This is a genomic window from Planococcus halocryophilus (assembly GCF_022489025.1).
Classification (GTDB): Bacteria; Bacillota; Bacilli; order Bacillales_A; family Planococcaceae; genus Planococcus; species Planococcus halocryophilus_A.
Genome location: NZ_JAKVTG010000004.1, coordinates 30,666 through 53,732, shown reverse-complemented (window position 1 = coordinate 53,732; position 23,067 = coordinate 30,666). Strand labels below are relative to the sequence as shown.

General features: G+C 39.7%; 28 protein-coding genes and 1 riboswitch. Of the genes, 7 read left to right on the top strand and 21 right to left on the bottom strand.

The genetic code is table 11. The features are described from left to right. Nucleotides 1-5: 5 nt before the first annotated feature. A complete protein-coding gene (locus tag MLE13_RS06450) occupies nucleotides 6-569 on the top strand; it encodes a GNAT family N-acetyltransferase (RefSeq protein WP_240748752.1) in 564 nt (187 codons plus the stop codon). A 67-nt stretch (nucleotides 570-636) separates the two neighbouring features. Here the strand turns inward: MLE13_RS06450 and MLE13_RS06445 are convergent, their stop codons facing one another. From MLE13_RS06445 to MLE13_RS06430, 4 genes are all read right to left on the bottom strand, one after another. After that, the gene (locus MLE13_RS06445; RefSeq protein ID WP_240748750.1) at nucleotides 637-1,464 is read right to left on the bottom strand and encodes a MetQ/NlpA family ABC transporter substrate-binding protein; all 828 of its coding nucleotides are present in this window, start codon (nucleotides 1,462-1,464) and stop codon (nucleotides 637-639) included. Nucleotides 1,465-1,476: 12 nt separating this feature from the next. Continuing rightward, nucleotides 1,477-2,148 (bottom strand): methionine ABC transporter permease, encoded by a 672-nt coding sequence (locus MLE13_RS06440; protein WP_008498359.1) that lies wholly within the window; start codon nucleotides 2,146-2,148, stop codon nucleotides 1,477-1,479. Continuing rightward, nucleotides 2,138-3,151, bottom strand: a complete 1,014-nt coding sequence (locus MLE13_RS06435) for a methionine ABC transporter ATP-binding protein (RefSeq protein WP_240748748.1) — start codon at nucleotides 3,149-3,151, stop codon at nucleotides 2,138-2,140. The genes MLE13_RS06440 and MLE13_RS06435 overlap by 11 nt, the downstream gene beginning before the upstream one ends. 68 nt (nucleotides 3,152-3,219) lie before the next feature. Beyond that, a riboswitch (SAM riboswitch) is annotated at nucleotides 3,220-3,324 on the bottom strand. Nucleotides 3,325-3,373: 49 nt separating this feature from the next. After that, nucleotides 3,374-4,162 (bottom strand): carbon-nitrogen family hydrolase, encoded by a 789-nt coding sequence (locus MLE13_RS06430; RefSeq protein WP_240748746.1) that lies wholly within the window; start codon nucleotides 4,160-4,162, stop codon nucleotides 3,374-3,376. Between the two features lie 85 nt (nucleotides 4,163-4,247). Between MLE13_RS06430 and MLE13_RS06425 the strand changes: the two genes are divergently transcribed. After that, the gene (locus MLE13_RS06425; protein ID WP_240748744.1) at nucleotides 4,248-5,411 is read left to right on the top strand and encodes a pyridoxal phosphate-dependent aminotransferase; all 1,164 of its coding nucleotides are present in this window, start codon (nucleotides 4,248-4,250) and stop codon (nucleotides 5,409-5,411) included. A gap of 69 nt (nucleotides 5,412-5,480) precedes the next feature. On the opposite strand, the gene lepB is transcribed toward MLE13_RS06425, so the two are convergent. Beyond that, nucleotides 5,481-6,014: a signal peptidase I gene (lepB, locus tag MLE13_RS06420; RefSeq protein ID WP_240748742.1), complete on the bottom strand. Its 534-nt coding sequence runs from the start codon at nucleotides 6,012-6,014 to the stop codon at nucleotides 5,481-5,483. A 236-nt stretch (nucleotides 6,015-6,250) separates the two neighbouring features. Between lepB and MLE13_RS06415 the strand changes: the two genes are divergently transcribed. Next, a complete protein-coding gene (locus tag MLE13_RS06415; protein ID WP_240748740.1) occupies nucleotides 6,251-7,270 on the top strand; it encodes an SEC-C metal-binding domain-containing protein in 1,020 nt (339 codons plus the stop codon). A 299-nt stretch (nucleotides 7,271-7,569) separates the two neighbouring features. Beyond that, nucleotides 7,570-8,088, top strand: coding sequence for a DUF421 domain-containing protein (locus tag MLE13_RS06410; protein WP_240748738.1), 519 nt, complete (start codon nucleotides 7,570-7,572; stop codon nucleotides 8,086-8,088). Nucleotides 8,089-8,406: 318 nt separating this feature from the next. Here the strand turns inward: MLE13_RS06410 and MLE13_RS06405 are convergent, their stop codons facing one another. Next, nucleotides 8,407-8,886, bottom strand: a complete 480-nt coding sequence (locus MLE13_RS06405; RefSeq protein WP_240748737.1) for an acyl-CoA thioesterase — start codon at nucleotides 8,884-8,886, stop codon at nucleotides 8,407-8,409. Nucleotides 8,887-8,982: 96 nt separating this feature from the next. Between MLE13_RS06405 and MLE13_RS06400 the strand changes: the two genes are divergently transcribed. Next, nucleotides 8,983-9,786, top strand: coding sequence for an aminoglycoside N(3)-acetyltransferase (locus MLE13_RS06400; protein WP_240748736.1), 804 nt, complete (start codon nucleotides 8,983-8,985; stop codon nucleotides 9,784-9,786). A 41-nt stretch (nucleotides 9,787-9,827) separates the two neighbouring features. On the opposite strand, the gene MLE13_RS06395 is transcribed toward MLE13_RS06400, so the two are convergent. The 4 genes from MLE13_RS06395 to adh form a co-directional block, all read right to left on the bottom strand. Then, nucleotides 9,828-10,418, bottom strand: coding sequence for a Fic/DOC family protein (locus tag MLE13_RS06395; protein ID WP_240748735.1), 591 nt, complete (start codon nucleotides 10,416-10,418; stop codon nucleotides 9,828-9,830). After that, nucleotides 10,411-10,599, bottom strand: coding sequence for a hypothetical protein (locus MLE13_RS06390; protein ID WP_008432057.1), 189 nt, complete (start codon nucleotides 10,597-10,599; stop codon nucleotides 10,411-10,413). The genes MLE13_RS06395 and MLE13_RS06390 overlap by 8 nt, the downstream gene beginning before the upstream one ends. 143 nt (nucleotides 10,600-10,742) lie before the next feature. Next, the gene (locus MLE13_RS06385; RefSeq protein ID WP_008498347.1) at nucleotides 10,743-11,105 is read right to left on the bottom strand and encodes a DUF779 domain-containing protein; all 363 of its coding nucleotides are present in this window, start codon (nucleotides 11,103-11,105) and stop codon (nucleotides 10,743-10,745) included. A gap of 40 nt (nucleotides 11,106-11,145) precedes the next feature. Next, nucleotides 11,146-12,666 (bottom strand): aldehyde dehydrogenase, encoded by a 1,521-nt coding sequence (gene adh, locus MLE13_RS06380; protein ID WP_240748733.1) that lies wholly within the window; start codon nucleotides 12,664-12,666, stop codon nucleotides 11,146-11,148. A 208-nt stretch (nucleotides 12,667-12,874) separates the two neighbouring features. Between adh and MLE13_RS06375 the strand changes: the two genes are divergently transcribed. Both MLE13_RS06375 and MLE13_RS06370 read left to right on the top strand, forming a co-directional pair. Next, nucleotides 12,875-13,582 carry a pseudouridine synthase gene (locus tag MLE13_RS06375; RefSeq protein ID WP_240748731.1) on the top strand — a complete coding sequence of 236 codons (708 nt, stop codon included), beginning with the start codon at nucleotides 12,875-12,877 and terminating at the stop codon, nucleotides 13,580-13,582. A gap of 13 nt (nucleotides 13,583-13,595) precedes the next feature. After that, on the top strand, nucleotides 13,596-14,312 hold the full coding sequence (locus MLE13_RS06370) for a DUF6904 family protein (protein WP_240748729.1): 717 nt from the start codon (nucleotides 13,596-13,598) through the stop codon (nucleotides 14,310-14,312). Nucleotides 14,313-14,401: 89 nt separating this feature from the next. On the opposite strand, the gene MLE13_RS06365 is transcribed toward MLE13_RS06370, so the two are convergent. From MLE13_RS06365 to MLE13_RS06315, 11 genes are all read right to left on the bottom strand, one after another. After that, nucleotides 14,402-14,701, bottom strand: a complete 300-nt coding sequence (locus MLE13_RS06365) for a hypothetical protein (protein WP_240748727.1) — start codon at nucleotides 14,699-14,701, stop codon at nucleotides 14,402-14,404. 100 nt (nucleotides 14,702-14,801) lie between these two features. Continuing rightward, on the bottom strand, nucleotides 14,802-15,674 hold the full coding sequence (locus MLE13_RS06360; RefSeq protein WP_240748725.1) for a glycine betaine ABC transporter substrate-binding protein: 873 nt from the start codon (nucleotides 15,672-15,674) through the stop codon (nucleotides 14,802-14,804). A 21-nt stretch (nucleotides 15,675-15,695) separates the two neighbouring features. Further along, nucleotides 15,696-16,526, bottom strand: coding sequence for an ABC transporter permease (locus MLE13_RS06355; protein WP_008498341.1), 831 nt, complete (start codon nucleotides 16,524-16,526; stop codon nucleotides 15,696-15,698). Next, nucleotides 16,523-17,716, bottom strand: a complete 1,194-nt coding sequence (locus MLE13_RS06350) for a quaternary amine ABC transporter ATP-binding protein (protein WP_240748723.1) — start codon at nucleotides 17,714-17,716, stop codon at nucleotides 16,523-16,525. The genes MLE13_RS06355 and MLE13_RS06350 overlap by 4 nt, the downstream gene beginning before the upstream one ends. 32 nt (nucleotides 17,717-17,748) lie before the next feature. Further along, complete coding sequence (locus MLE13_RS06345) at nucleotides 17,749-18,225, bottom strand: thioesterase family protein (RefSeq protein ID WP_240748721.1); 477 nt, start codon at nucleotides 18,223-18,225, stop codon at nucleotides 17,749-17,751. A 31-nt stretch (nucleotides 18,226-18,256) separates the two neighbouring features. Continuing rightward, nucleotides 18,257-19,219, bottom strand: a complete 963-nt coding sequence (locus MLE13_RS06340) for a 3-hydroxyacyl-CoA dehydrogenase NAD-binding domain-containing protein (RefSeq protein WP_240748719.1) — start codon at nucleotides 19,217-19,219, stop codon at nucleotides 18,257-18,259. Further along, the gene (locus MLE13_RS06335; protein WP_240748718.1) at nucleotides 19,219-20,112 is read right to left on the bottom strand and encodes a 3-keto-5-aminohexanoate cleavage protein; all 894 of its coding nucleotides are present in this window, start codon (nucleotides 20,110-20,112) and stop codon (nucleotides 19,219-19,221) included. Before MLE13_RS06335 ends, MLE13_RS06340 begins: the two co-directional genes overlap by 1 nt. 247 nt (nucleotides 20,113-20,359) lie before the next feature. Beyond that, nucleotides 20,360-20,896 (bottom strand): TetR/AcrR family transcriptional regulator, encoded by a 537-nt coding sequence (locus MLE13_RS06330; RefSeq protein ID WP_240748716.1) that lies wholly within the window; start codon nucleotides 20,894-20,896, stop codon nucleotides 20,360-20,362. Between the two features lie 169 nt (nucleotides 20,897-21,065). Then, nucleotides 21,066-21,494: a CBS domain-containing protein gene (locus tag MLE13_RS06325; RefSeq protein ID WP_240748714.1), complete on the bottom strand. Its 429-nt coding sequence runs from the start codon at nucleotides 21,492-21,494 to the stop codon at nucleotides 21,066-21,068. Nucleotides 21,495-21,642: 148 nt separating this feature from the next. Beyond that, nucleotides 21,643-22,365: an amino acid ABC transporter ATP-binding protein gene (locus MLE13_RS06320; RefSeq protein ID WP_008498335.1), complete on the bottom strand. Its 723-nt coding sequence runs from the start codon at nucleotides 22,363-22,365 to the stop codon at nucleotides 21,643-21,645. 12 nt (nucleotides 22,366-22,377) lie between these two features. After that, entirely contained in the window at nucleotides 22,378-23,046 is a 669-nt protein-coding gene (locus MLE13_RS06315; RefSeq protein WP_240748712.1) for an amino acid ABC transporter permease, read from the bottom strand. Nucleotides 23,047-23,067 lie beyond the last annotated feature (21 nt).

The following is a 23,067-nucleotide window of genomic DNA, read 5'->3' as shown; positions in this document are numbered from 1 at the left end:
CTACCTTGGAAATCGCTATACGACAAGCAAACCCTAGTGATGCTGAAAAAGTCGCACCTCTCATTATCAATGCTATCGGTAAAATTGCAAATCATATGACCGCACAAAAAGATTCTGAAGCAGTACGTGAAAAAGTTGAAAATATGGTGCGTGGAGAAAATACCCGTCATAGTTACCGCTATACATATGTAGCCACTTTAGATGGTAAAATTACAGGCATTTTAGTTCTTTATCATGGCAACCTAGCAGAAACTTTAGATCGTTATTTGATTGAGCAGTTGAAAAAGCAAGGTCATGAGCGAACACTCGAGCCGGAAGCCCATACCGACGAATGGTATATCGATACCGTTTCGGTCGATTCTGCTTATCAAGGAAAAGGAATTGGCTCAAAGCTACTTAATTACGCAGAAGAACTTGTATCGTCTAACGGAGGTGGCAAGCTTTCGCTTAACGTTGATATTGATAAAGAAGGCGCTATCCGACTTTATAAACGCCTTGGTTATTCGGTTTCTGAACCGTGGACGATTATTGGAGAACCTTTCCATCACATGGTGAAAATCATTTCTTAAATTATTTATAGTAATAGAAGAAAGCCGTTCCAGAAAACCTGGAACGGCTCTTTCTATCTCACTATCATTATTCTTGATCAGTCATCCATTGAGGTTTACCGAATCCTTCAAAATTCTCATCAATTACCTTTTCAAATTCTTCTGATTCCACAATTTCTATTATATCTTTCGCCAATTCACTATCTTCATTTTCCGCTTTAACTGCTACTAAATTGCGGTATTGGTCAGGCATGTTTTCCAGTGCCAATGCATCCAAAAGGTCCATTTCAGCTGCTAATGCAAAGTTTCCAGGAACAGCGGATAAATCAGATCCTTCAACTGCACGTGGCAATTGTCCAGCTTCGATTGGCTGGAATACTAGGTTCTTTTTGTTAGTAATAACATCTCTTTCTGAAATTTTTAAGTCATCTACTTCCGGATCTACTTCGACTAGACCTTGATCTTCAAGAATCTGCAAAGCACGAGCCGCATTAACAGGGTCATTAGGAATTGCGATGGTTGCCCCATCTTCAATATCATCTAATGTATCAAATTGATTTGAATAAATGCCCATTGGCGCTGTCGGCACAACGATTAATCCTGACAAATCCATATTATTTTCTTTTTCAAAATTCTCCAAGTAAATGCTGTGCTGGAATAGGTTGGCATCGATATCTCCACCATCAAGCGCGATGTTTGGCTGAATATAATCACTGAATTCTACCAAATCTACTGTATACCCTTTTTCTTCAAGGCCTGGGACAATGGCTTGTTTTAACATATCGCTATAAGGCCCTGCCGTAGCTCCTAGTTTAATATCTTTTGAAGGTTCTCCTGTTGTTGCTTCGTTTTCTTCACTGCCACATGCCGCTAAAGCCAATGCACTCGCTGCTATTATTAATCCTAATTTTTTCATATCATTCTCCCCTTATCTTTTATCTATAGCTTTCGCTGTATAGTCTCCTGCTTGTTGAATCAATTGAACCAACACAATTAAAATAACGACTGTAACAACCATAATGGTGTTATCGTATCGGTAATAACCAAAGCGAATGGCTAAATCTCCTATGCCTCCGCCACCCACAACACCAGCCATAGCTGAATAGGCGACTAAACTAATAATCGTTAACGTAATCCCTTGTACGATGCTCGCTTTTGCTTCAGGTAGTAATACATCTTTAATAATCATCCACGGTGTAGCACCTACTGCAATTGCTGCTTCGATTACTCCTTTATCAATTTCGCGAAGTGAATTTTCCACAATTCGCGCAAAAAACGGAATGGCTGCAACTGACAAAGAAACACTAGCCGCAACAGGACCGATTGTTGTACCTGTGATAAATTTCGTCAAAGGAATAAGTGCTACTAACAAAATGATAAATGGAATAGAACGTACAATGTTTACAACAAAGCCTACCACTGAATTCACGGGCCGATTTTCAAGAAACAAGCCGCGATCTGTTATAAATAGCAAAATTCCAAGTGGCAATCCAATAATCAGTGATACTGATAACGAAATGCCGATCATCATTAAGGTTTGGAAAAATGCAGTTTGGATTTCTGGCCATAATTCAATAATTCGTCCCCATTCAATGTCCACTCGATATCACCTCCACTATTGCCGATCTATTTTCCAAATACCGCAATGCCTCCATAACTTCTATTTCAGCGCCTTTTAATTCCATGATAAAGATGCCAAGTGGACGCTCTTGAATATACTCGATTGCCCCGTGTAAAAAGTTACCTTTTACTGAAAAGCTCTGCAGCATATCGGAAATGACACCTTCACCGGCTACGCCACCTTTAAATAGTACTTTTACTAATGTGCCTTTAAATTCCTTTAAAATATGTATTGGAACATTAAATGATACGACACTAGAGATAAATTCTTTTGTTAGTTCTTTTTGAGGATCCGCAAAAATATCGTATACTTGTCCTTCTTCAATCACCCGTCCACCTTGCATAATAGCCATGCGATCGCAAATTTCTTTCACGACATTCATTTCGTGGGTTATCAATACAATCGTGATGTTCAATTTCCGATTAATTTCTTTCAATAACCGTAAAATTGATAAAGTCGTATTAGGGTCGAGTGCTGAAGTCGCTTCATCACATAACAGCACGGCGGGATTGTTTGCCAACGCTCGCGCAATGCCGACACGCTGTTTTTGGCCACCACTCAACTGAGCAGGATAGACATCCCGTTTGTCTGCTAAACCGACCATTTCAAGCAGTTCTTCTACACGCATTTTAATCTCTTTAGAAGGTTTGCCTGCCGCCCGAAGTGCAAAAGCGATATTGTCGTAAACTGTCTTTTGGCTAATCAAATAAAAATGTTGGAAAATCATCCCGATTTTTAACCGCGCTTTTCTCAGTTGATCGCCATTTAACTGTGTTAAATCTTTTTCATCGACTATGATGCTGCCAGAGCTTGGTCGTTCGAGTAAGTTAATACAGCGGATCAACGAACTTTTTCCTGCTCCTGAGTAACCCACAATCCCAAATATTTCACCTTTTCCGACTTCAAGTGACACATTATCCACTCCGGTAACGGCACCATGTTTTGTTGTATACGTTTTCGTCAAATTTTTAATCTGTATCATGGCTTCCTCCTGGCAATAAAAAAATGCCTCTTTCATCAAGAAAGAGACATCGAAAATTTTAATTTCTCGACTTATCTTCCGAAATGTTTTCACATTCCGCAGGACTTGGCACCTTCCCAACTGGGGGTTGCCGGACGTCATAGGGCCTACCCCTCGGTCTCTCTTGATAAGTTAGTATATTAGATTGAATTTCATGTTACAGACATACTTTCAGGGTGTCAATCAAATTTTGAATGTTTCGTATAATTTTTCACGACGATCGTCAAAGACCGGGATTCGTTTACGAACTTCTTCTACTTCTTGTAAATCAATTTCCACATACCCTATGCCTTCTTCTTTTTTCATGTCCAAACGAATTTCTCCCCAAGGAGCAATTACCATGGTGCTTCCACCAAACACGTTGTTCGGATCACTGCCAATGCGGTTAACTCCAACGATAAAGCATTGGTTTTCAATCGCACGAGCTTGAAGCAACGTACGCCAATGATCAATTCTTGGTTCTGGCCATTCTGCAGACACGAAAATAAGCTTTGCATCATTTAATGCTTGTGCACGAATCCACTCAGGAAAACGGATATCATAGCAAATAACACCGCCATAAACAACGTTATCCAATTTAAATGTACCTAGAGTATCTCCTTCTTCTAAATGAATATGTTCATCCATCAATCCAAAACGATGTGCTTTATCGTATTCAGAAACAAGCTCACCTTTTTTATTGACGACATACATCGTATTGTAAAAGCCATTATTTTTCTCTGTTGAAACAGAACCCCCAACAATGTTTACCGATTTTTCTTTTGCGAAGTTTTTCAACATCTCCACTGTCCGGTTTGTATTGTCTGCTAACGTGTTAAGCTCTGTTAGTGCATAACCAGTATTCCACATTTCAGGCAAAACAATCGTATCTGCCCCGTTGTCAGCGGCTTCAGTTAAATAGTTCAATACCTGCTGATAGTTTTTTTCTGGTTCCCCAAATACAATATCCATCTGAACACATGCAATTTTCATATTCTCTCCTCCAGTAGACAAGCTCCTCTAAATTCTATAAGATTCGGAGTAGAAGTGCAATTATTTCGAAAATAAGGAGAATTCCATGGACTTTTCAAATCGCTTGCAAAATTTACCGACTCAATTTTTTGCTCTACTCGTTGCTAAAACGAGCCAAGCTATCGCTGAAGGGCGCGATGTGATTAACCTTGGTCAAGGCAATCCTGATCAGCCTACACCTGACCATATCGTTAAAGCATTACAAACTGCAGTGACCGATCCAAAAACGCATAAGTATTCACCTTTCCGCGGAATATCAACTTTGCGGCAAGCAGCAGCTGATTTCTATAAACGCGAGTATAACGTAGATATCGATCCCGATTTAGAAGTGGCCGTTATGTGCGGAACAAAAATTGGGCTTGTTGAGTTGCCATTAGCATTGCTGAATTCAGAAGATCTTTTATTGCTACCAAATCCAGGTTACCCTGATTATTTATCAGGTGCTCCATTAGCAGATATTGATTTTGAACTAATGACATTAGATCCGGAAAAAGGATATTTACCAAACTACGATGAGTTACCTGAAACTGTTCGCTCTCGCGCAAAATTAATGTACTTAAACTACCCGAACAATCCAACTGGAGCAGTAGCGAGCAAAGAGTTTTTTGATGAAACCGTCGCTTTTGCAAAAGAAAATAACATTGCCGTCGTTCATGACTTTGCTTACGGTGCTGTTGGTTTTGAAGGAAAAAAACCGGTTAGCTTTTTACAGTCTGAGGGAGCAAAAGAAGTCGGTATTGAAATGTATACATTATCGAAAACTTACAATATGGCTGGCTGGCGTATTGGGTTTGCTGTCGGACATTCCAAAATGATTGAAGCCTTAAACTTAATTCAAGATCATTTATTTGCCGGATTATTCCCAGCGGTTCAACTTGCTGCAGCAGAAGCATTAAACGCTGATCAGCAATGCGTTGATGATCTAGTAAATCTCTATGAAAAACGCAGAAATGTACTCGTGGCAGAATGTGCACGTATTGGTTGGGAAATAACAGCTCCACAAGGTTCATTCTTTGCTTGGTTACCAATCCCAAAAGGTTTTACGAGTATCGAATTTGCTGATTTCCTACTTGAAAAAGCAGATATTGCAGTAGCTGCTGGCAGTGGGTTCGGTGATGGCGGAGAAGGCTTTGTCCGTGTCGGATTACTGGTTGATGAGAGCCGTATTGTCGAAGCAATCAAACGGATCGAGAAACTAGAGTTATTTTAAATAGCAAAAGACAGCTTCCTTATAAACGAGAAGCTGTCTTTTGCTATTAACCCGATAAATGCTTTAGTGTTATTCGACAAAGCCTACATGTTCTAGTGGTGAAATTCGCACTTTCACTTCTCCCACAACACTCTTTTCTGAAATAAACCCTAAAACTCGGGAATCGGTACTGTTCAAGCGATTATCTCCTAACACAAAATAAGATTCCGCTGGCACAGTAAATTCTTTAAAATCCTCAGTCAATCGCAACATTCCCATTTGTTTTGCCGCTTTTAAATTTTTTTCCAGATAAGGCTCGACCTTAGCTTTTCCATTTATATATAATTGGTCATCTTGCATGGAAATAACGTCTCCTGGAACACCAATTACTCTTTTTATAAAATTAACGCCATTTGGTGCAGTAAAAACAATCATATCAAAATTTTCGATTGAGTAAATTTTAGCTAGCACAACTTTATCATTTTCTTCAAACGTAGGCATCATCGATTCCCCATGGACGGCTACTGGCTCAAACAGAAAATGCCGTGATAGTAAGACAATAAGTACCGTCAAAACGATGACCCGCATCCAAGATATAGATTCTTTTACAGGATCTTTATACACATTGTCTCCTCCTACTACTTTATATCTTTTATTATAATACTCCTTATGGCTGGTGCCTACTGCTTGGTTTTATGCTTACAGAATCAACTAACTTCAAGGCTTTTAACGTTGCTTTCCAACGTATAATGGCGGTTCCAATTTTTACTATCTATATAGCTTACTAGCGTCTGAATCGTCAGACTTTTGAGCCCTTCGCAATTTTATGTTACACTCAATAAAAAATGTAGGTGATTAGAATGGTAGGAAGAAATGATCCATGCCCATGCGGCAGTGGCAAGAAATACAAAAAATGTCACGGAAAACAAGAAACTGTATCTATCAATGATTTGGTGAATGAGGAACTATTCAAAGTACGTCAACAGTTCTTCTCGGAAAACCCAAATCAGACACATATTACTGAATTCCGTGAATTGCAACAAGAATGGCAGCCACATTTGATGAAATCAATGGCTGAAAACGATGCACAAGCATTTGTTATTGAGAATTTCCTGTTCATGAAAAAACCTGAACTATGGGAAGAGTTTCTAGAAAAACAAATTGATCTTGCTCAACGTCCAACAACGAAAGAAGTACTCGAAAATTGGAAAGACGTAAAAGTATTCCTTGGTCAATACGTTAAAGGTGACACTGAGAAGGCTCAGTTTACAGACGTTCTGACAGGCGAAACGCTTGAAATGGCTGACCAGCCACCAACTGATATGGAAAACGGACAAGGCTTATTAGCAATCTTACTTCCAGATTCACGCGTGGGGGAAAAAGGCGTTCTATTCTTGAATGGCTATTTAACGGTTGTAGGAGAATTCACTCCATTCTTCGAACAATTGAAAGCACAAATCGCTGCTGAAAATGCTTCACAAGATGAAAGCTACTTGCGCGATAACTACTTAACAATTGTTGAACAAATCGTTAAGTATTCAACCGGCAGTGTAGAAGAAAGCATCCAGCTTTCTCCAGAGCATGACTCTGTCATGGCTGAACTTGATAAGCATATCGAGAAAGCTGATTTTGATGAAGAAACGGTTAGCAATATTACGAGTATTTTAAATAGCTATCTTGTAAGCCAGCAACCAACTGTCCAAAAACCTGAAGCACTTGTTGCAGGATACTGGAGATTCTTACAGGATCACGAATTGGTGAAAGGTCCTATGCTATCTTCAAAAGACTTAAGTGAAAAATTCGGTGTATCTTCAAGCACAATCTTGAAACGCTCTAAAGAATTCAGCGCTTATTTTGAAGAATTGTTAGCCAAAAAATAAAAACATACGCTATAGAATATTTCCGCTTTTGTGGAGATAACAGCAAAAAGAGTAGCCCTGGCTACTCTTTTTTTTGTTTGTTGATAACTTTATAGGGAAATATAAAAGAAGAAAGAAAAAACGTTAAAAAACGGGATCTATAAGTAAAATTCTCTATTTCCATCATCTTATACACAGTAAACCGCTAATTTTTGTGTGCTATGTGGATAAGTTTTTAGAATTTTGTTAATTTTATTGCATAAAGGAAAGTTATCAACATGTGGATAATTTTATTAAAAACGATAAAAAGGAGGAAGAATATGTTTGAAATCACACTTAGTAGTTTTATACGCATCATCACAGTTGGTTTTTTAGCTTATGTGGGCCTCGTTATTTTACTTCGTGTTTCAGGTAAAAGAACTTTAACAAAATTGAATGCCTTTGACTTGGTCGTGACCGTTGCTTTAGGTTCGACACTCGCGACCATATTACTTAACAATAGCATAAGCCTACTTGAAGGAATGACAGCATTTGGATTGCTCATTTTATTGCAATATTTGATGACTCTTTTTTCTCTTCATTTCAATTGGTTTAACAACTTGATCAAGTCCGAACCGCGTCTCTTGTATTTAGATGGTAATTTTTTAAGAAGTTCCATGCGAAAAGAACGAATCAAGGAAATGGAGATTCTTCAGGCCATTCGCAATACAGGATTTGGATCTACCGAAAAAGTAAAAGCAGTCATCCTAGAAACTGACGGGAGTTTATCGGTTATTAGTAGTGAAACGGGCAATGCTTTAAAGCATGTTAACTCAGAGGTAGATATTAACGAGACATAATTTAATTAATATAAGAAAAAGGTACATAGATTTTATTCCATGTACCTTTAGGCTGTAGGCCAAGTCCTTCTGCACAGTGTATGGCGCCATAAAACCGCGCTGGTCGCTTTGGGGATGACTCCCGCAAGAAGCCAGGAAAACCACCTGTCTTCTTGCTTCGTCTACCCCGTGGACGCGCCATCGCTAGTGTCTATGTCAGTTAAGCATATCTAAGACTATCAAGATTTACATATAAGGGAAGAGGTATTGGATTAAGTTCTACCAATACCTCTTTTGTCTGCAGTCTGAAGTGCATGGATTTTAGCCATGCACTTTTTCTTATGGTCTAGGTGGCTTTACGCGCAATTTTCGATATTCTCGTCTTGCGGGTGCCGTATCAAAAAAGAGTTTTTCGCCTACGGACTCCGGCAGCACAGGAGGAACTGGAGTTGGCTTACCATCGTCTCCCATTGCAACCATCGTCAAGAATGATTCTGTCGTTAGTTTTTCATCACCTGTTTGAAGGTTTTTTGATTTTACTCGAACATAAACTTCCATCGAAGTGCGCCCCGTTGAAGTAACATTTGCTTCGAGCTCCAATACATCTCCAACTTTAGCTGAAGATAAAAAATCCACTGAATCAATTGATGCCGTTACAACAACTTGACGGCGTGCGTGTTTCATCGCTGTAATGCCTGCGATTTCATCGATGTATGCTAAAACTTTTCCCCCAAAAATAGAATTCATGTGATTGGTATCAGGAGGAAGAACAAGCTTTGTTTGAATGGTTCTCGATTCTTTCATCGGTTTTGCTTCCATTGTCATCAGTCCTTTCTATTATAGCTGTGTTATTGGAAGTTTCCCCAAAACAGTAGCCTTTCCTTTATAATATATTGAAATGAGGAGGAATACTTTATGTCAGAGTTATTGAATATTTTAAACACGCCTGAATTTCAATCAAAAACAACATTAAAACATCAACTTCAAGAACTGGGCATCGTCACTGGAGACCAAATAATGGTTCACGCATCATTAAAGTCAATGGGTTGGATCGCTGGAGGCGCTCAAGCAGTCGTTGAAGCCTTAATGGAAACTATTACAGAAGCAGGCACGATAATTATGCCCGCTCAGTCTGCGGACAACTCAGACCCCGTTTACTGGATGCAGCCTCCGGTCCCCGAGAATTGGCATCAATCGATTCGCGAGCACCTTCCTGCTTTTGATCCCCACTTAAGCGGACTCCGGGGTATGGGAAAAATTGCGGAATGCTTTCATCGCCATCCAGCGACCATTCGAAGCCCACACCCTTCTCATTCTTTCATGGCATGGGGTATCCATGCCAAAGACTGGATGAGCGAACAGCCGATTGACGATTCTTTCGGAGAAAGATCACCACTCGCAAAAATGCTGCAAGCCAAAGTCAAAATCCTTTTTATTGGTGTCGACTTTGATTCGTGTACAGCTCTTCACTATGCCGAGTTTGTTCAAGAAAGTCGCTCTACTTCCCCGCAAGGTGCCGCCATGATACGTGATGGAGAACGAGTTTGGCAAACATACGACTGTATCGATATGGATTCAGAGCGCTTCCCGGAAATCGCTAAAGCTTTTCCTGGTGTTATTTCTAAAGGCGTTTTGGGTCAAGCCGAAACTCGAATCGTCGACATGAAAGAGCTTGTCGAATTTGGCATTGAATGGCTTAAAGAAAACCCTACAACATAAAACATAGAAAATGCCAGCACTCTTTGAGCAGCTGGCGTTTTTCATGGCGTAATAATTTCGGATAATAGCCTTTCTAAACGATCATTCCCCTTGTTAAACGAGTCAACAAAAGCATTAATAATCTCTGCAGGTTCCCGTACTTTTCCCCACTCTAACTGATAACCCGCATTTTGTAGCAACTGACGAGCAAATTCACGAATACTACGTCCATTACCTTCTCGAAACGGATGCAAAGCATTTAGTTCCGACAGAAAATAAGCTAGTCGGACAACAAGCTGGTCTCGAGGCAATTTTTTCAAGTAATTCTCAGCTTTTAATTCATTAAAAATTTTAAGCAACTGTGTTTCAATGTGTTTCGGATGAGCAAAAGAAGAAGAACCTTTGGAAATCATTTCTTTTCGCAATTCTCCAGCAAACGGATAGACATCTTGAAGAATATATTGATGAATGGCCAAGTAAGATTTAACATCTAAGGGATCTGTCGGTTTTTGTAACCGCAGTTCTGCAAGACGAAACAAAGAATAGACTTTTTCCAGTTCTTTCAGCTTTTCTTCATCTTCCACATCAAACAAATTGATCAATACATCAGTGCCCGGATAACAATACATTGAAGTATGTTGGTACTTAGACATTAAACTTCCTTTTGATGGCCTGATGGAATTGTGCTTCCGTCCGTTCACCAGTTAATACCGATCGAACGAAGTTCTCATCCTCACTTGTCACATCAAATCCTTCGGTGACCAAAGAATGTGAAGCATAGGAAATCGCATGATTGGCTTGTTCATGGGAAACTCGGTTTGCTAAATTCGTCAACGTGATGACCACCTTTCATGTAGAAAGTATACCATTTCCACGACTTTTTTTCTATCATCAACCCTTGTTGTATAAAGGTTTCTATCGCTTTTTATCCAATAAGAAATATTAAAAAACCCGGATGCATTTGCATCCGGGTTCGTTTAAGCTTGTTGTTGCAATTCTTTATTTTCTTCAGAGGTGAAAGCTCTAGATCTTGTTAAAAACCGTTTGCCTTCGACTCCTTCTAACGAAAACATTCCACCGCGTCCTGGCACGACATCAATGATCAGCTGAGTATGGCTCCAGTAATCAAATTGGTTTTTATGCATATAGAATTCACTGTCACCGATAACTCCCATTAAAATGTCTTGATCTCCGACAAATAAGTCGCCTTTCGGATAACACATGGGGGAGCTACCATCACAGCAACCTCCGGATTGATGGAACATGACCGGACCATGCTTTTCCTTCAGCAATTCAATCAGTTCAATAGCAGCATCTGTCGCAATTACGCGTTCGACCATTGCTATCCCTACTTTCTGGTAGCCTTTAGACTACATAGAATCAAAAGAATCCTTGCTTGTTCTCGTTGTAACTAACTAGCATATTTTTTGTCTGTTGGTAGTGGTTAAGCATCATAAGATGATTTTCACGACCAAATCCAGACATTTTGTATCCGCCAAATGCTGCGTGAGCTGGGTACTGGTGGTAACAGTTTGTCCATACGCGTCCAGCCTGAATGCCGCGTCCGAAGCGATAAGCTGTATTCGTATCACGTGTCCAAATTCCAGAACCTAGACCATATAACGTATCGTTAGCGATTTCAAGCGCTTCTTCTTTCGTTTTAAAAGTTGTTACAGAAACAACTGGGCCAAAAATTTCTTCTTGGAATACACGCATCTTATTATGTCCTTTAAAAACGGTCGGCTGGATATAGTAACCTTCTGCTAAATCGCCTTCTAAATGGTTGCGATCGCCGCCTGCAAGAACTTCAGCGCCTTCTTGTTTACCGATATCCAAGTAAGATTGAATTTTCTCCATTTGTTCTGTAGAAGCTTGTGCTCCCATCATCGTTTCTGGATCAAGCGGATTTCCAAGTTTAATAGCTGCTACACGCTTTAAAACACGCTCCATAAACTCGTCATAAATATCTTCTTGGATCAATGCACGGGATGGACATGTACATACTTCACCTTGGTTTAATGCGAACATAACAAAACCTTCAACTGCTTTGTCAAGGAAAGCATCGTCTTCGTCCATGACATCTTTAAAGAAGATGTTCGGCGATTTCCCACCCAATTCTAATGTAACTGGGATTAGGTTTTGTGATGCATACTGCATGATCATACGACCAGTAGTTGTTTCACCTGTAAATGCAATTTTGCTAATACGCGGACTTGAAGCAAGCGGTTTCCCTGTTTCAAGGCCAAAGCCGTTCACGATATTTAACACTCCTGGAGGTAAAATATCGCCAATTAATTCGGCTAGAACAAGAATACTTGCCGGAGTTTGCTCAGCTGGTTTTAATACAACACAGTTACCTGCAGCTAGTGCTGGCGCGAGTTTCCAAACGGCCATTAAAATAGGGAAGTTCCACGGAATAATTTGACCAACAACACCAAGCGGCTCATGGAAATGATACGCTACTGTATCATTATCAATTTGGCTCAAAGAACCTTCTTGTGCGCGAATAGCTCCAGCAAAGTAACGGAAATGATCGATTGCCAGTGGTAAATCGGCATTTAATGTCTCACGTACCGCTTTGCCGTTATCCCACGTTTCGGCAACAGCTAACATTTCTAAGTTTTGCTCCATACGATCTGCAATTTTCAAGAGTGCATTTGCACGTTCAGTAACTGAAGTTTTGCCCCATGCATCTTTAGCAGCATGTGCGGCATCAAGCGCTAGTTCTACATCTTCAGCAGTTGAGCGCGCAATTTCAGTAAACTTTTTACCCGTAACTGGTGAAACGTTATCAAAGTACTGACCTTTAACGGGCGCTTTCCATTCTCCATTTATAAAATTCTCATACTTATCTTTAAAATTTACTTTTGAACCTTCTGTGTTAGGTACTGCATAGACCATTCTTATCTCTCCCCTTTGATCATTTTACCGTTATGTACGCGCTTTCATTTTTGCATTTACCCCTTGGCGTATTAATAACAGCTCCCCTTCTATATTGTCAAACTAATCTAAAAATTGCAACTGTAAAACACTATTTTTTTTATTCATCTCCTTTGTTCATGTATAATGAGAGCGAGACTAGGAAATAAGGTAGTGAAAGGAATTTATTATGCGAATCAATAAGTTTTTAAGTGAGACAGGAATTACCTCCCGCCGCGGAGCTGATAAGTTTATCGAAGCAGGTCGTGTGACTATTAATGGCAACCTTGCCGAACTTGGAAGCAAAGTGGAATCTAATGATGAAGTAAAAGTTGATGGCAAAGTTATCGAACAACCAAAGCAACAATACGTTTACTTGGCGTTAAATAAACCGGTAGGCATCACGAGTACGACAGAACGTCATATAGAAGGAAATATTGTCGATTTCGTTAACCACCCCGAACGTATTTTTCATATAGGACGCTTGGATAAAGATTCAGAAGGGCTTATTCTATTGACTAATGACGGGGATATCGTCAACGAAATTTTACGTGTTGAAAATGAACATGAGAAAGAATACATCGTTAAAGTAGATATGCCGATCACCGAATCCTTTATATCAAAAATGGAACAAGGTGTCGAAATTCTCGATACAAAAACACTTCCAGCAAAAGCTGAAAAGTTGTCTAGCTACACCTTTAAACTAACCTTACGTCAAGGTTTAAATCGCCAAATCCGCCGCATGTGTACAGCGCTTGGCTACGAGGTTCGGAGTTTACAACGAGTCCGCATTATAAATATCTTTTTAGAAGATTTACCTGTTGGTGAATGGCGCGATTTGACCGATGCTGAGCGGACAGAACTGTTCACCCAACTCAATTACACACCAAAACGCTGAGGAGGAATTTGATATGTTAGCCATGAAAAGCACACCAAACCATACAGGTGTTAAAATTAGCGGCGATTATTTTGATTTAGATGAGTTGAACCTAGCCATCTATAAAATGATTGGACAAGAAGACCAGTATTATGGCTACGAAGGTTCTAGAATGAGAATCCTTAGTATTTCCCATGAAATCCGGTGTGCAGCTCAAGGCGACCGCAACGTGGACTTTGTTTTTAATGGACTTCATGAACATACGATGAAACAGCACGAGTTAATCGCTCCGGATAAAAACATCTACTTTTCTACTGAGGTGTTGTGGCCAGAAGTAATTTATGCGGCGATCGCTCTAAAAGATTTCGTTAACTTCTACCAAAAAGATAAAGAATTCCCGTTTTGGGATGTTCACATACCAACGATTCTTCGTTTTCAATCACTGGTTCTTGACTGTTTACAAGGTCATGTACCCGAAGAAGAATTTGATGCAGTCCTACAAGCCTTCAACCATCCCGGTTCAGTAAACGATTACGCAATCCAATACGTAGACCTATTAAACTTGAAATACATCGGCATGACTAAAAAACAGCGCGAACAAAGCCTATCGACTATCGCAATGAAAATCGCGGTACAAGATCAAGATTACACAGCATTTCGCAACCAAGTAATCGCCGCTGCCTCTCCACACAAAAAGCCGATACACGAAATTTCCATAAAAGCCGAATACCCAGAAAACTTTGAATGGTGAATAGAAAAGTGAAAGCGCCCGTGGAGCTCCGACATTCTGCAAAGTAGACACTAAACAAAAAGCTCACGCTATCGATGCGTGAGCTTTTCTTATGGCATAATCTGTAGAACGAGTAAATCACTTGCTTCTGTTGCTGTTAAACTATGTTTTTCTTTTGGCTGCATGTGAAGAATTTTTTCAGGCGTCACTTCAACAACCTGGTCTTCTACAACAAACGAAACTCTTCCACTGCGCACTATAATAAGAACATCTGTTACTGAATCGTGTTCTGGAATATTTTCTCCAGCTTGTAACTGTATATTTACAACTTTGGTTTTTTCAAAGCTTAATGCTTTTTGAACATGCTTACTTTTCTCACCCAGTAGATAGGGAGTCTCTATCAATTCCATTCAAACACCTCTTTCCTGTTATATCAATGCTATACCCGTTTCCATCAAAAAAAAGTGTATTTCTCTTTGAATAAACAAGGAGAAATACACTTTTCACATTTTACTTACCTAACATTTCATCTACTTTATCTTGGTTGTTGTCAATCCATTCTTGTGCAACTTTTTCAGGATCTCCACCATCTTCGATTTTCACAATCATATTTTCCACGTCGTCAATTGAAATACTCCAGTTACTTAAGAATTCATAAGCTTCTGGTGCATTTTCTTTTAATTCGTTGTTTGTGATTACTTCAACTGAAGAAGTTTCAAAAAATCCTTTTTCATTCGTTAAAACTTTCAAATCGAACTTATTGAACATAGTGTGTGGTCTCCAGCCATAAAAGACGACTGGTTCTTCGTCAGCCATCATTTTTTGAGCTTGAGCGAGCATACCGCCCTCTGAAGAGTTTACTTGCGTCATATCAAAATCATACGCTTCAAGAATTTCGTTACTTTCAATTGTAGCCCCTGCGCCAGCTTCAATTCCATAAAACTCATTTCCAAATTCATCTTCACGACCTTTTATGTCTTCAACTGAATTGATGTCTTCCATGTAAGTCGGAACTGTCCAGCCTGTTTCTCCATCCGGATAGCTTACTGAAATACTTGAAATATTGTCTTCATATTTATCCAGGTATGTTTGATGTATCGGTACCCATGCATCCATGAATACATCAAGATCACCACGAGACAATCCAGTATAAACACTTCCTGCGTCAGCACTTGTTTCAATTACTTCATAACCCATGTCTTTTAAGATTAAACCAGCAACTTTAGTTGGTGGTACAGTACTCGTCCATGGTGTTACACCAAAAGTGATTGTTTTTTGTTCAGCACCTTCAGCCTCTCCACTTGCTTCTTCGTTATCAGAACCACATGCTACTAAAACTGCTGCTAGCAATGCAATCATTGCTAAAAATAATAATTTTTTCATCATTTATTTCCCCTTTATTTTTTATTTATTTCGAACTAGCCCTTGAGTGATTCGATCCATCACAATCGCTAAAACAACAATACCTAAACCGCCTGTTAGACCAAGTCCAACATTTACAGTAGATATCCCTTCAAGAACTACCGAGCCTAGCCCTGGCGCTCCAATCATCGATGCAATAACTGCCATTGATAAGGCAAGCATCATTGTTTGGTTAATACCGGCCATAATAGAAGGCATGGCCAGTGGCAATTGAACTTTATAAAGTAACTGCCATTTTGTTGATCCGAAAGCTTTTGATGCTTCCACTACGTCTGCTGGAACTTGAAGAATTCCAAGTGTTGTCATGCGAACCGCTGGTGGTGTAGCGAAAACAAAAGTCGCGATAACTGCAGGAACATTCCCGAGTCCGAATAATAAAATCGCTGGTATTAAATAAACAAAACTTGGCAATGTTTGCATAAAGTCCAAAATTGGTCGAATAATGCTCGCCATCGTTTTATTGGTTGCCGCTAATATCCCAACTGGAATACCAATAATGACTGATATTAACGTAGAAACGATGACTATCGCTACTGTTTGCATCGCTGCTTCCCACAATCCAACAGACCCTAGGTATAAGCTACCTAACAATGCAAATAACGCCAGTCCTTTGCCCGAAAATTTCCAAGCAATTAATACAAGAATTAATACAAGTAATTCAGGAGGAGCTACAATCAACAAATTGGTTACTCCATCAACAAATGTTCGAAGGTTGTCACTAATGCTGTCAAAAAAATCACCTGTAACTGGCAACAGCCAATCATCTACAAATCGATTTGTCCATTCTTCAATGGGTAATGTGAAATAATTCATGAAGTAGCCACCTCTTCTTTCCCTAAGACTAAGCCGGAAAGAATAGAAACCCGTGATACAATTCCAAGTAATTTACCATTCTCAACTACTGCCAGTGGATATTTCGCTTCGACAGCCACACCAAAGAGGTCATTTAAAGGGGTATCTGGAGAAATTTCATGAATATCTTCTATTAATACCGTGTCAATTGCCAGCTCTTTTTTATAAGCATTGATGGCATTATCAATTGTTAGTAATCCTTTGAAGTTGTTTTCTTTGTCTACTACAAAGATACTTGAAGCTCCTGCATCTTCCATTTTGCGAACAGCTGCCAACGCACCACTCTTATCCATCATATGGACTGCTGGCTTTTTCATAACATGAGAAGCCATAAGCACTTTCGAGCGATCGACATCTTTAACAAAGTTCGAAACATATTCATTTGCAGGGTTTTCCAATATTTCATCGGCTGTTCCTACTTGAACAATTTCACCGTTTTTCATAATGGCGATACGGTCTCCTAATTTCAATGCTTCATCCAAATCATGTGTAATGAACAAAATCGTTTTCCCTAATTTGTTCTGTAGATTCAGCAATTCATCTTGCATTTCTTTACGAATTAATGGATCTAGTGCACTAAATGCCTCATCCATCAAAAGAATATCCGAATCATTGGCAAGTGCACGCGCTAACCCAACACGTTGCTGCATTCCGCCACTCAATTCTTTTGGATAACTTTGTTCGTATCCTTGTAAGCCAACATCTTCTATCGACTTTTGTGCACGACTATTACGTTCTTCTTTTTTGACGCCTTGAATTTCAAGACCGTAAGCAACGTTTTGTAAAACCGTGCGATGCGGAAATAATCCAAACTGTTGAAATACCATGCCTAGTTTTTTTCGTCTAGTTTCAATTAATTCGTTTTTGCCCATTTCAACAATATTTTGGCCATCAATAAGGACTTCACCTGAAGTCGGCTCAATTAATCTATTTACTAAACGGATTAATGTGGATTTACCGCTTCCTGACAATCCCATAATGACAAAAAACTCGCCGGCTTCTACTGAAAATGAAGCTTTATTAACGCCTACCGTCATGCCAGTTTCAGCTAAAATATCTTCTTTTTGATCACCGTTCAGAAGTCTTTTCAATCCTTGTTGGGGATTAGAGCCGAAAATTTTTGTTAAGTTATTCACTTCAATCTTATTCATCGACATGCTCCTCATTATTTTGTTACAGATAATCAACGAAAACCGATTTTTTTACCTGCTTGTTTTGGTATCGGCAACTCTTTATGTTCTATAGTAAGTCTCTCTATTATTGCAGCTATTGTTTGTGGAAATGGTGCTGGTTTTCCTTGAGCTGAATCCATTCCCATCCACATTTGTTCACTTGTGGCGACTAGCTCACCAGCTGAGTTGGTCATTGAAAGAAAGGTATGCAATCTTTTTGCATCACTATCTAACAACCTTACTTCAATCGCCAAGTTGTCATGTTCGTGTACTTCTTTCAAGTAACATAAATGCGTTTCAAGAGTAAAGATAGTGTAATCGAGCTGATTTCGAGCATCTTCAGTCAATCCTAAAAAATCGATAAAACAATCTGTTGCTTGGCTGAATACTTTAGCATAGGCCGCATCATTCATGTGGCCATTGTAATCAACCCAATCACTTTGAACCTTTTCTTCGTATAGAAAAGATGATTCCACCACACAACTCATCTCCTTTCTACATGGTCTTCACAACTACTAATTACTTGGCTGCTGTTGTTTCTGGCCAATAAGATTCGACCAAATCCAGTAGTTCGACTAAGAAAGCATTACGTTTGTTTTCTAATTCAGCAATTGTGGTGTCATTTGCATGACTTTCACAACCTTTAATCACTTTCTCTTTTAGTTCATCTGTTAGCTCAGGCGCTTCAAGCTTGGTCCAAGGCAGTTTTAATGCCGGGCCAAATTGCTCAAGCATATGACGCATTCCTTTTTCACCGCCAGCAAGGTGGAATGTGAGGAATGGACCCATTTGAGCCCAACGAAGACCTGCTCCGTAAACAATAGCAGCGTCTACTTCTTCTGTAGTAGCAACTCCATCATTTACAAGGTGCAATGCTTCACGCCATAGCGCTTCCATCAACCGATCAGCCAAGTGACCTTCAATTTCTTTTTGGATGATTAATGGTTTCATTCCCACGCTTGCGTAGAAATTTTTAGCACGATTTACAATATTCGCATCCGTCTTACTGCCTGCTACTAGTTCAACTAGTGGCAAAATATATACCGGGTTAAATGGATGAGCTACAATCAACCGTTCAGGGTATTTTAATCCTTCTTGTAAAACGCTTGGCATGATTCCTGATGTACTCGATCCAATAATCGCATCTACTTTCGCATATGTATCAATGCTTGCTAGGACAGATTTTTTCAAGTCTTCTCGTTCAGGTACGTTTTCTTGGATTAAATCAGCATCACAAACGGCTTCTTCAATCGTTGATACAAAAATCAAACGGTTTCGATCTGCGCCTTCTGCCAACCCAATCTTCTCTAGGGATGGCCATGCTTGATCTAACGCTTTTTGCGTTCGTTCTTGTGCGCCTTCTGCAGGATCGAATGCAACTACATCAAAACCTTGAGCTAGAAAGCGTGCTATCCAGCCGTTTCCGATTACGCCCGTTCCAACTACGGAGATTTTTTTAAACTGCTGCACATGTTCGTTCATTATTGTCCACCTCCGTAAGGGTTTCGCAAGTTAAAGTGAATACGTGCTTCCTGAGGTGTCATTATTTCCACATTTGATGCGTGTAATTTGGTCACAGCTTGATCAACAAGTTGGTCATTACGTGCAAAAACGCCTTTTCCTAAATACAGATTGTCTTCAAGTCCCACACGGACGTTTCCGCCATGCTGTGCAGCCATCTCTACAATCGGCATTTGCATCCGACCAATACCAAACGCGGACCAATGAGCGTTTTCTGGCAGACGATTTTTCATATACAACATCGTTTCCTCATCCGCTTCAGCTCCCCACGGGATACCTAAACAGAATTGAAACATTGGATCGCCATCGATTAAGCCTTCAGTGATCAATTGTTTTGCAAAACGAAGATGTCCCGTATCAAAACATTCTAGTTCAGGCTTTACACCACTTTCTTGTATCAGTCTTGCTTGTTCACGTAACCATTCAGTTGGACTCATGTAAACCATATCGCCGAAGTTGACACTCCCACAATCTAGCGTACACATTTCAGGAAGCAGACTGCCGACCGGCTCATGCCTTTCGTTAGGCGTTTGCATATCTGTTCCTTCTCCACCAGTCGCTGGATTTGAAAGGTTAGGGATAAAGTCTCCCCCACCTCCTGATGTAATGTTAATAATTACATCAGTTTCAGATTCACGAATACGTTCGATAATTTCTTTGTAATGATCTAAGTTATGGCTAATACCACCTGTTTTAGGATCACGCGCATGAACATGTGCAACCGTTGCACCAGCTTTTGCCGATTCGATTGCCGAATCTGCAATCTCTTTTGGAGTGACAGGAACGTGTTTGTTCTTGTCAACCGTGTCTCCAGCTCCTGTTACAGCTGCAGTTAATAAAACTTTTTGTGTCATAGAATCTCTCCTGCTATTTTTAGACATTTGCTTTTTGGAATCACTTTTTATCCCATATAAACAAGTAAATTGTTTTTCTATGTTTTAAACTGTACCATCCAGACGGTTTTCCTTCAAGGCGATTTTCTGTATAAATGGCCTGAATATTCAGCGCATACCTCCTTTAGACCACACCCTCACTGACTTCAGATGATTCCCAAAAAAAATAAAAAAGACGTGCCATTTTATTAAATGACACGCCTTCTACTTACTCATTTATCCAGTTTTTCAGTTTCAAATAGATTTCTTTTTTCTTATCTTCTCCTAAATGATGAATATCAAAAAGCTCGGATAGCCAAATTCCATCTGTCGCCAAACGGATAACCGTTGCTTTTATAGGATCAATTCCATCATCTTCAATTGCCGCTTGCCATTCGTTGTAAAGATCTCGAATCGGATCTAGTAAATCCGAATTCACAGCTTTTGCAGCTAATAAGCCCGCATGCATCTCTTTGTTTGGATAAGGATTATTAAATGTCACATCTGCGTATGAACTAATCCATTTGCCATGTTCTTCTGTGGACTCTTCTACAGAAGCAGCAATTTTATCACGGTAATTCGCAGCTAAATGATCTACCATTCCTTTAACTAACGCTTCTTTAGATGGAAAATGATAAAGCAATCCACCTTTACTAACTCCTGCTTCAATCGCAACTGCTTCTAATGTCAAATTAAAAATACCACGATCACTGACGATTTTTGATGCCGCATGAAGAATCTCAATTTTTCTGGTTGCTCTGGCCATATGCATCTCCTTTATTGACTGATTTTCACTTTACTATACTCCCTGGACGGTTTTTTATCAAATTCCTTTTGTTTTATACTTTACTTAAAGCTTGTCTTGCTAATGACAGTTAGCTATAAATATGATTATACTGTAAAACAAAAAGCTGATTCTTTGAAGAATCAGCTTCTCACGACTCGGGCTCCTCTAGTTTAGAGCTTTTAATAATAGCGTCTTCCTCCTGATGCGTTATCGAGTCTTTAGTTATAGCTAAATCACACCAAGAGATGATGCCGATCATGCGATCGTTCTCGACAATAGGGAGTCTGCGAATTTTGTGTGTAGTCATTAATTCAGCCGCCTGTTCAGCGCTTAAATCGGTTGTACCTGTAATGACTTCTTCTGACAAGATTTCCGCAATGGCGGTATCACTCGGTAATTTTTCAGCTAGCCCTCGGATAACAATATCTCGATCTGTAACGATCCCAATTAAACGACCTTTTTCACAGATGGGAATCGCACCTACATTTATTTCACGCATAATCGAGGCAACTTCCTGAAGCGTTGATTCAGGCATACACGTTTCGACATCTGTTGTCATGATTTCTTCGATTCTCATCCCTTCTGCCTCCTCTAGTTATCTCATACTATACCTTAACCGTTTTAAAGGAGAGCAAACGTCAATTCCTAAAAGAAGGAAAGAGTCAGTTCTAATGAACTGACTCTTTCCTGTTTCAATTAGGAATATTAACCCATTTTTACCTCGGTTATTCCACCAATTGTATAAATTGTTTTGTTCGTTCGTTTTGCGGGTTTTCGAAGAAATTTTTTGGATCTGCCGATTCAATAATCGTCCCTTTATCAATCATGATAATGCGATCCGCTACTTCTTTAGCAAATTTCATCTCATGAGTGACGACTACCATTGTCATGCCTTCTTCGGCTAGTTGCTTCATAACTTGAAGCACCTCGCCAACTAGTTCTGGATCCAATGCCGAAGTTGGCTCATCAAATAACATAACCTTTGGTTCCATTGCAAGAGACCTCGCAATAGCGACGCGTTGTTTTTGCCCGCCTGATAATTTGCTTGGATAGACATGTGCTTTATCTTCCAAACCTACTTTTTTCAATAATTCCATTCCTAAAGCTTTCGCTTTTTCCTTTTTCATCTTTTTAACGGTAATTGGTGCTTCGATTACATTTTCCAATACCGTCTTATGAGGAAATAAGTTGAAATGTTGGAACACCATGCCGACTTCGGCACGTATGTTTGTTAAATTATCTTTTTTCGGATTTACCGTATGACCATCAATGGTAATTTTTCCTTCATTGATCATTTCAAGAAAGTTAAAGCATCTGAGAAGTGTGCTTTTACCGGAGCCACTGACTCCAACTAGCACAACCACTTCCTGAGGCTTAACATGAAGGTCTACGCCTTTCAGCACCTCGAGGTCACCAAAGGATTTATGAATGTTTTCTCCAATAATCATGTTAGTTCCTCCTTAGGCTTTATCGACATCGAGTTTATTTTCGTACCAACGCAATAGATACGTAAAGATCATTACGAGTACCAAGTAATACAGTGCAACAACTAAGAATGATTCAAAAGGTTGGAAAGACTGCGCTGCTTCACGGTTCGCGAGTGCGAAAATTTCCGATACCCCGATAATATAAACTAGTGATGAATCTTTTAACGTAATGATGAACTGGTTGCCAAGTGGTGGAATCGAGCGACGCAACGCTTGTGGAAAGACGATACGTTGCATCGTTTGTTTCCGGTTCATACCAAGCGACATACTTGCTTCACGTTGACCAGGGTCAACGCCTTGAATAGCGCCACGGAAAATCTCCGCAATATATGCCCCGTTATGAATACCTAAAGCAATTGCACCTGCCCAAAAATTGTCCATTGTATAAATTTCTACAATCCCGAAATACAAGAACATAATTTGAACGATTAGCGGTGTACCACGGATAACCGTGATATACACATTTGCGATTCCTTGTAGAATTTTCGATCCTGAAATTTTCATCAAAGCGAAAACTAAACCAATTACTGTACCTAAAATAACACCAATTGCAGTCAATTGAAGCGTGACAACAGTAGCCCTTAGAAATCCTGGATAGGTCCGCATGAATACTTCATAGACTGTTGAAAATAACTCTAACATACACACCATTCCTCCCTATCC

Coding starts and splice junctions, on each gene's coding strand:
- MLE13_RS06445 (WP_240748750.1), bottom strand. CDS start 1,464: ATGAAAAAATTAGGATTAATAATAGCAGCGAGTGCATTGGCTTTAGCG.
- MLE13_RS06435 (WP_240748748.1), bottom strand. CDS start 3,151: ATGATACAGATTAAAAATTTGACGAAAACGTATACAACAAAACATGGT.
- MLE13_RS06430 (WP_240748746.1), bottom strand. CDS start 4,162: ATGAAAATTGCATGTGTTCAGATGGATATTGTATTTGGGGAACCAGAA.
- MLE13_RS06425 (WP_240748744.1), top strand. CDS start 4,248: ATGGACTTTTCAAATCGCTTGCAAAATTTACCGACTCAATTTTTTGCT.
- MLE13_RS06415 (WP_240748740.1), top strand. CDS start 6,251: ATGGTAGGAAGAAATGATCCATGCCCATGCGGCAGTGGCAAGAAATAC.
- MLE13_RS06410 (WP_240748738.1), top strand. CDS start 7,570: ATGTTTGAAATCACACTTAGTAGTTTTATACGCATCATCACAGTTGGT.
- MLE13_RS06405 (WP_240748737.1), bottom strand. CDS start 8,886: ATGGAAGCAAAACCGATGAAAGAATCGAGAACCATTCAAACAAAGCTT.
- MLE13_RS06400 (WP_240748736.1), top strand. CDS start 8,983: ATGTCAGAGTTATTGAATATTTTAAACACGCCTGAATTTCAATCAAAA.
- MLE13_RS06395 (WP_240748735.1), bottom strand. CDS start 10,418: ATGTCTAAGTACCAACATACTTCAATGTATTGTTATCCGGGCACTGAT.
- MLE13_RS06385 (WP_008498347.1), bottom strand. CDS start 11,105: ATGGTCGAACGCGTAATTGCGACAGATGCTGCTATTGAACTGATTGAA.
- adh (WP_240748733.1), bottom strand. CDS start 12,666: ATGGTCTATGCAGTACCTAACACAGAAGGTTCAAAAGTAAATTTTAAA.
- MLE13_RS06375 (WP_240748731.1), top strand. CDS start 12,875: ATGCGAATCAATAAGTTTTTAAGTGAGACAGGAATTACCTCCCGCCGC.
- MLE13_RS06370 (WP_240748729.1), top strand. CDS start 13,596: ATGTTAGCCATGAAAAGCACACCAAACCATACAGGTGTTAAAATTAGC.
- MLE13_RS06365 (WP_240748727.1), bottom strand. CDS start 14,701: ATGGAATTGATAGAGACTCCCTATCTACTGGGTGAGAAAAGTAAGCAT.
- MLE13_RS06360 (WP_240748725.1), bottom strand. CDS start 15,674: ATGAAAAAATTATTATTTTTAGCAATGATTGCATTGCTAGCAGCAGTT.
- MLE13_RS06355 (WP_008498341.1), bottom strand. CDS start 16,526: ATGAATTATTTCACATTACCCATTGAAGAATGGACAAATCGATTTGTA.
- MLE13_RS06350 (WP_240748723.1), bottom strand. CDS start 17,716: ATGAATAAGATTGAAGTGAATAACTTAACAAAAATTTTCGGCTCTAAT.
- MLE13_RS06345 (WP_240748721.1), bottom strand. CDS start 18,225: ATGAGTTGTGTGGTGGAATCATCTTTTCTATACGAAGAAAAGGTTCAA.
- MLE13_RS06340 (WP_240748719.1), bottom strand. CDS start 19,219: ATGAACGAACATGTGCAGCAGTTTAAAAAAATCTCCGTAGTTGGAACG.
- MLE13_RS06335 (WP_240748718.1), bottom strand. CDS start 20,112: ATGACACAAAAAGTTTTATTAACTGCAGCTGTAACAGGAGCTGGAGAC.
- MLE13_RS06330 (WP_240748716.1), bottom strand. CDS start 20,896: ATGGCCAGAGCAACCAGAAAAATTGAGATTCTTCATGCGGCATCAAAA.
- MLE13_RS06325 (WP_240748714.1), bottom strand. CDS start 21,494: ATGAGAATCGAAGAAATCATGACAACAGATGTCGAAACGTGTATGCCT.
- MLE13_RS06320 (WP_008498335.1), bottom strand. CDS start 22,365: ATGATTATTGGAGAAAACATTCATAAATCCTTTGGTGACCTCGAGGTG.
- MLE13_RS06315 (WP_240748712.1), bottom strand. CDS start 23,046: ATGTTAGAGTTATTTTCAACAGTCTATGAAGTATTCATGCGGACCTAT.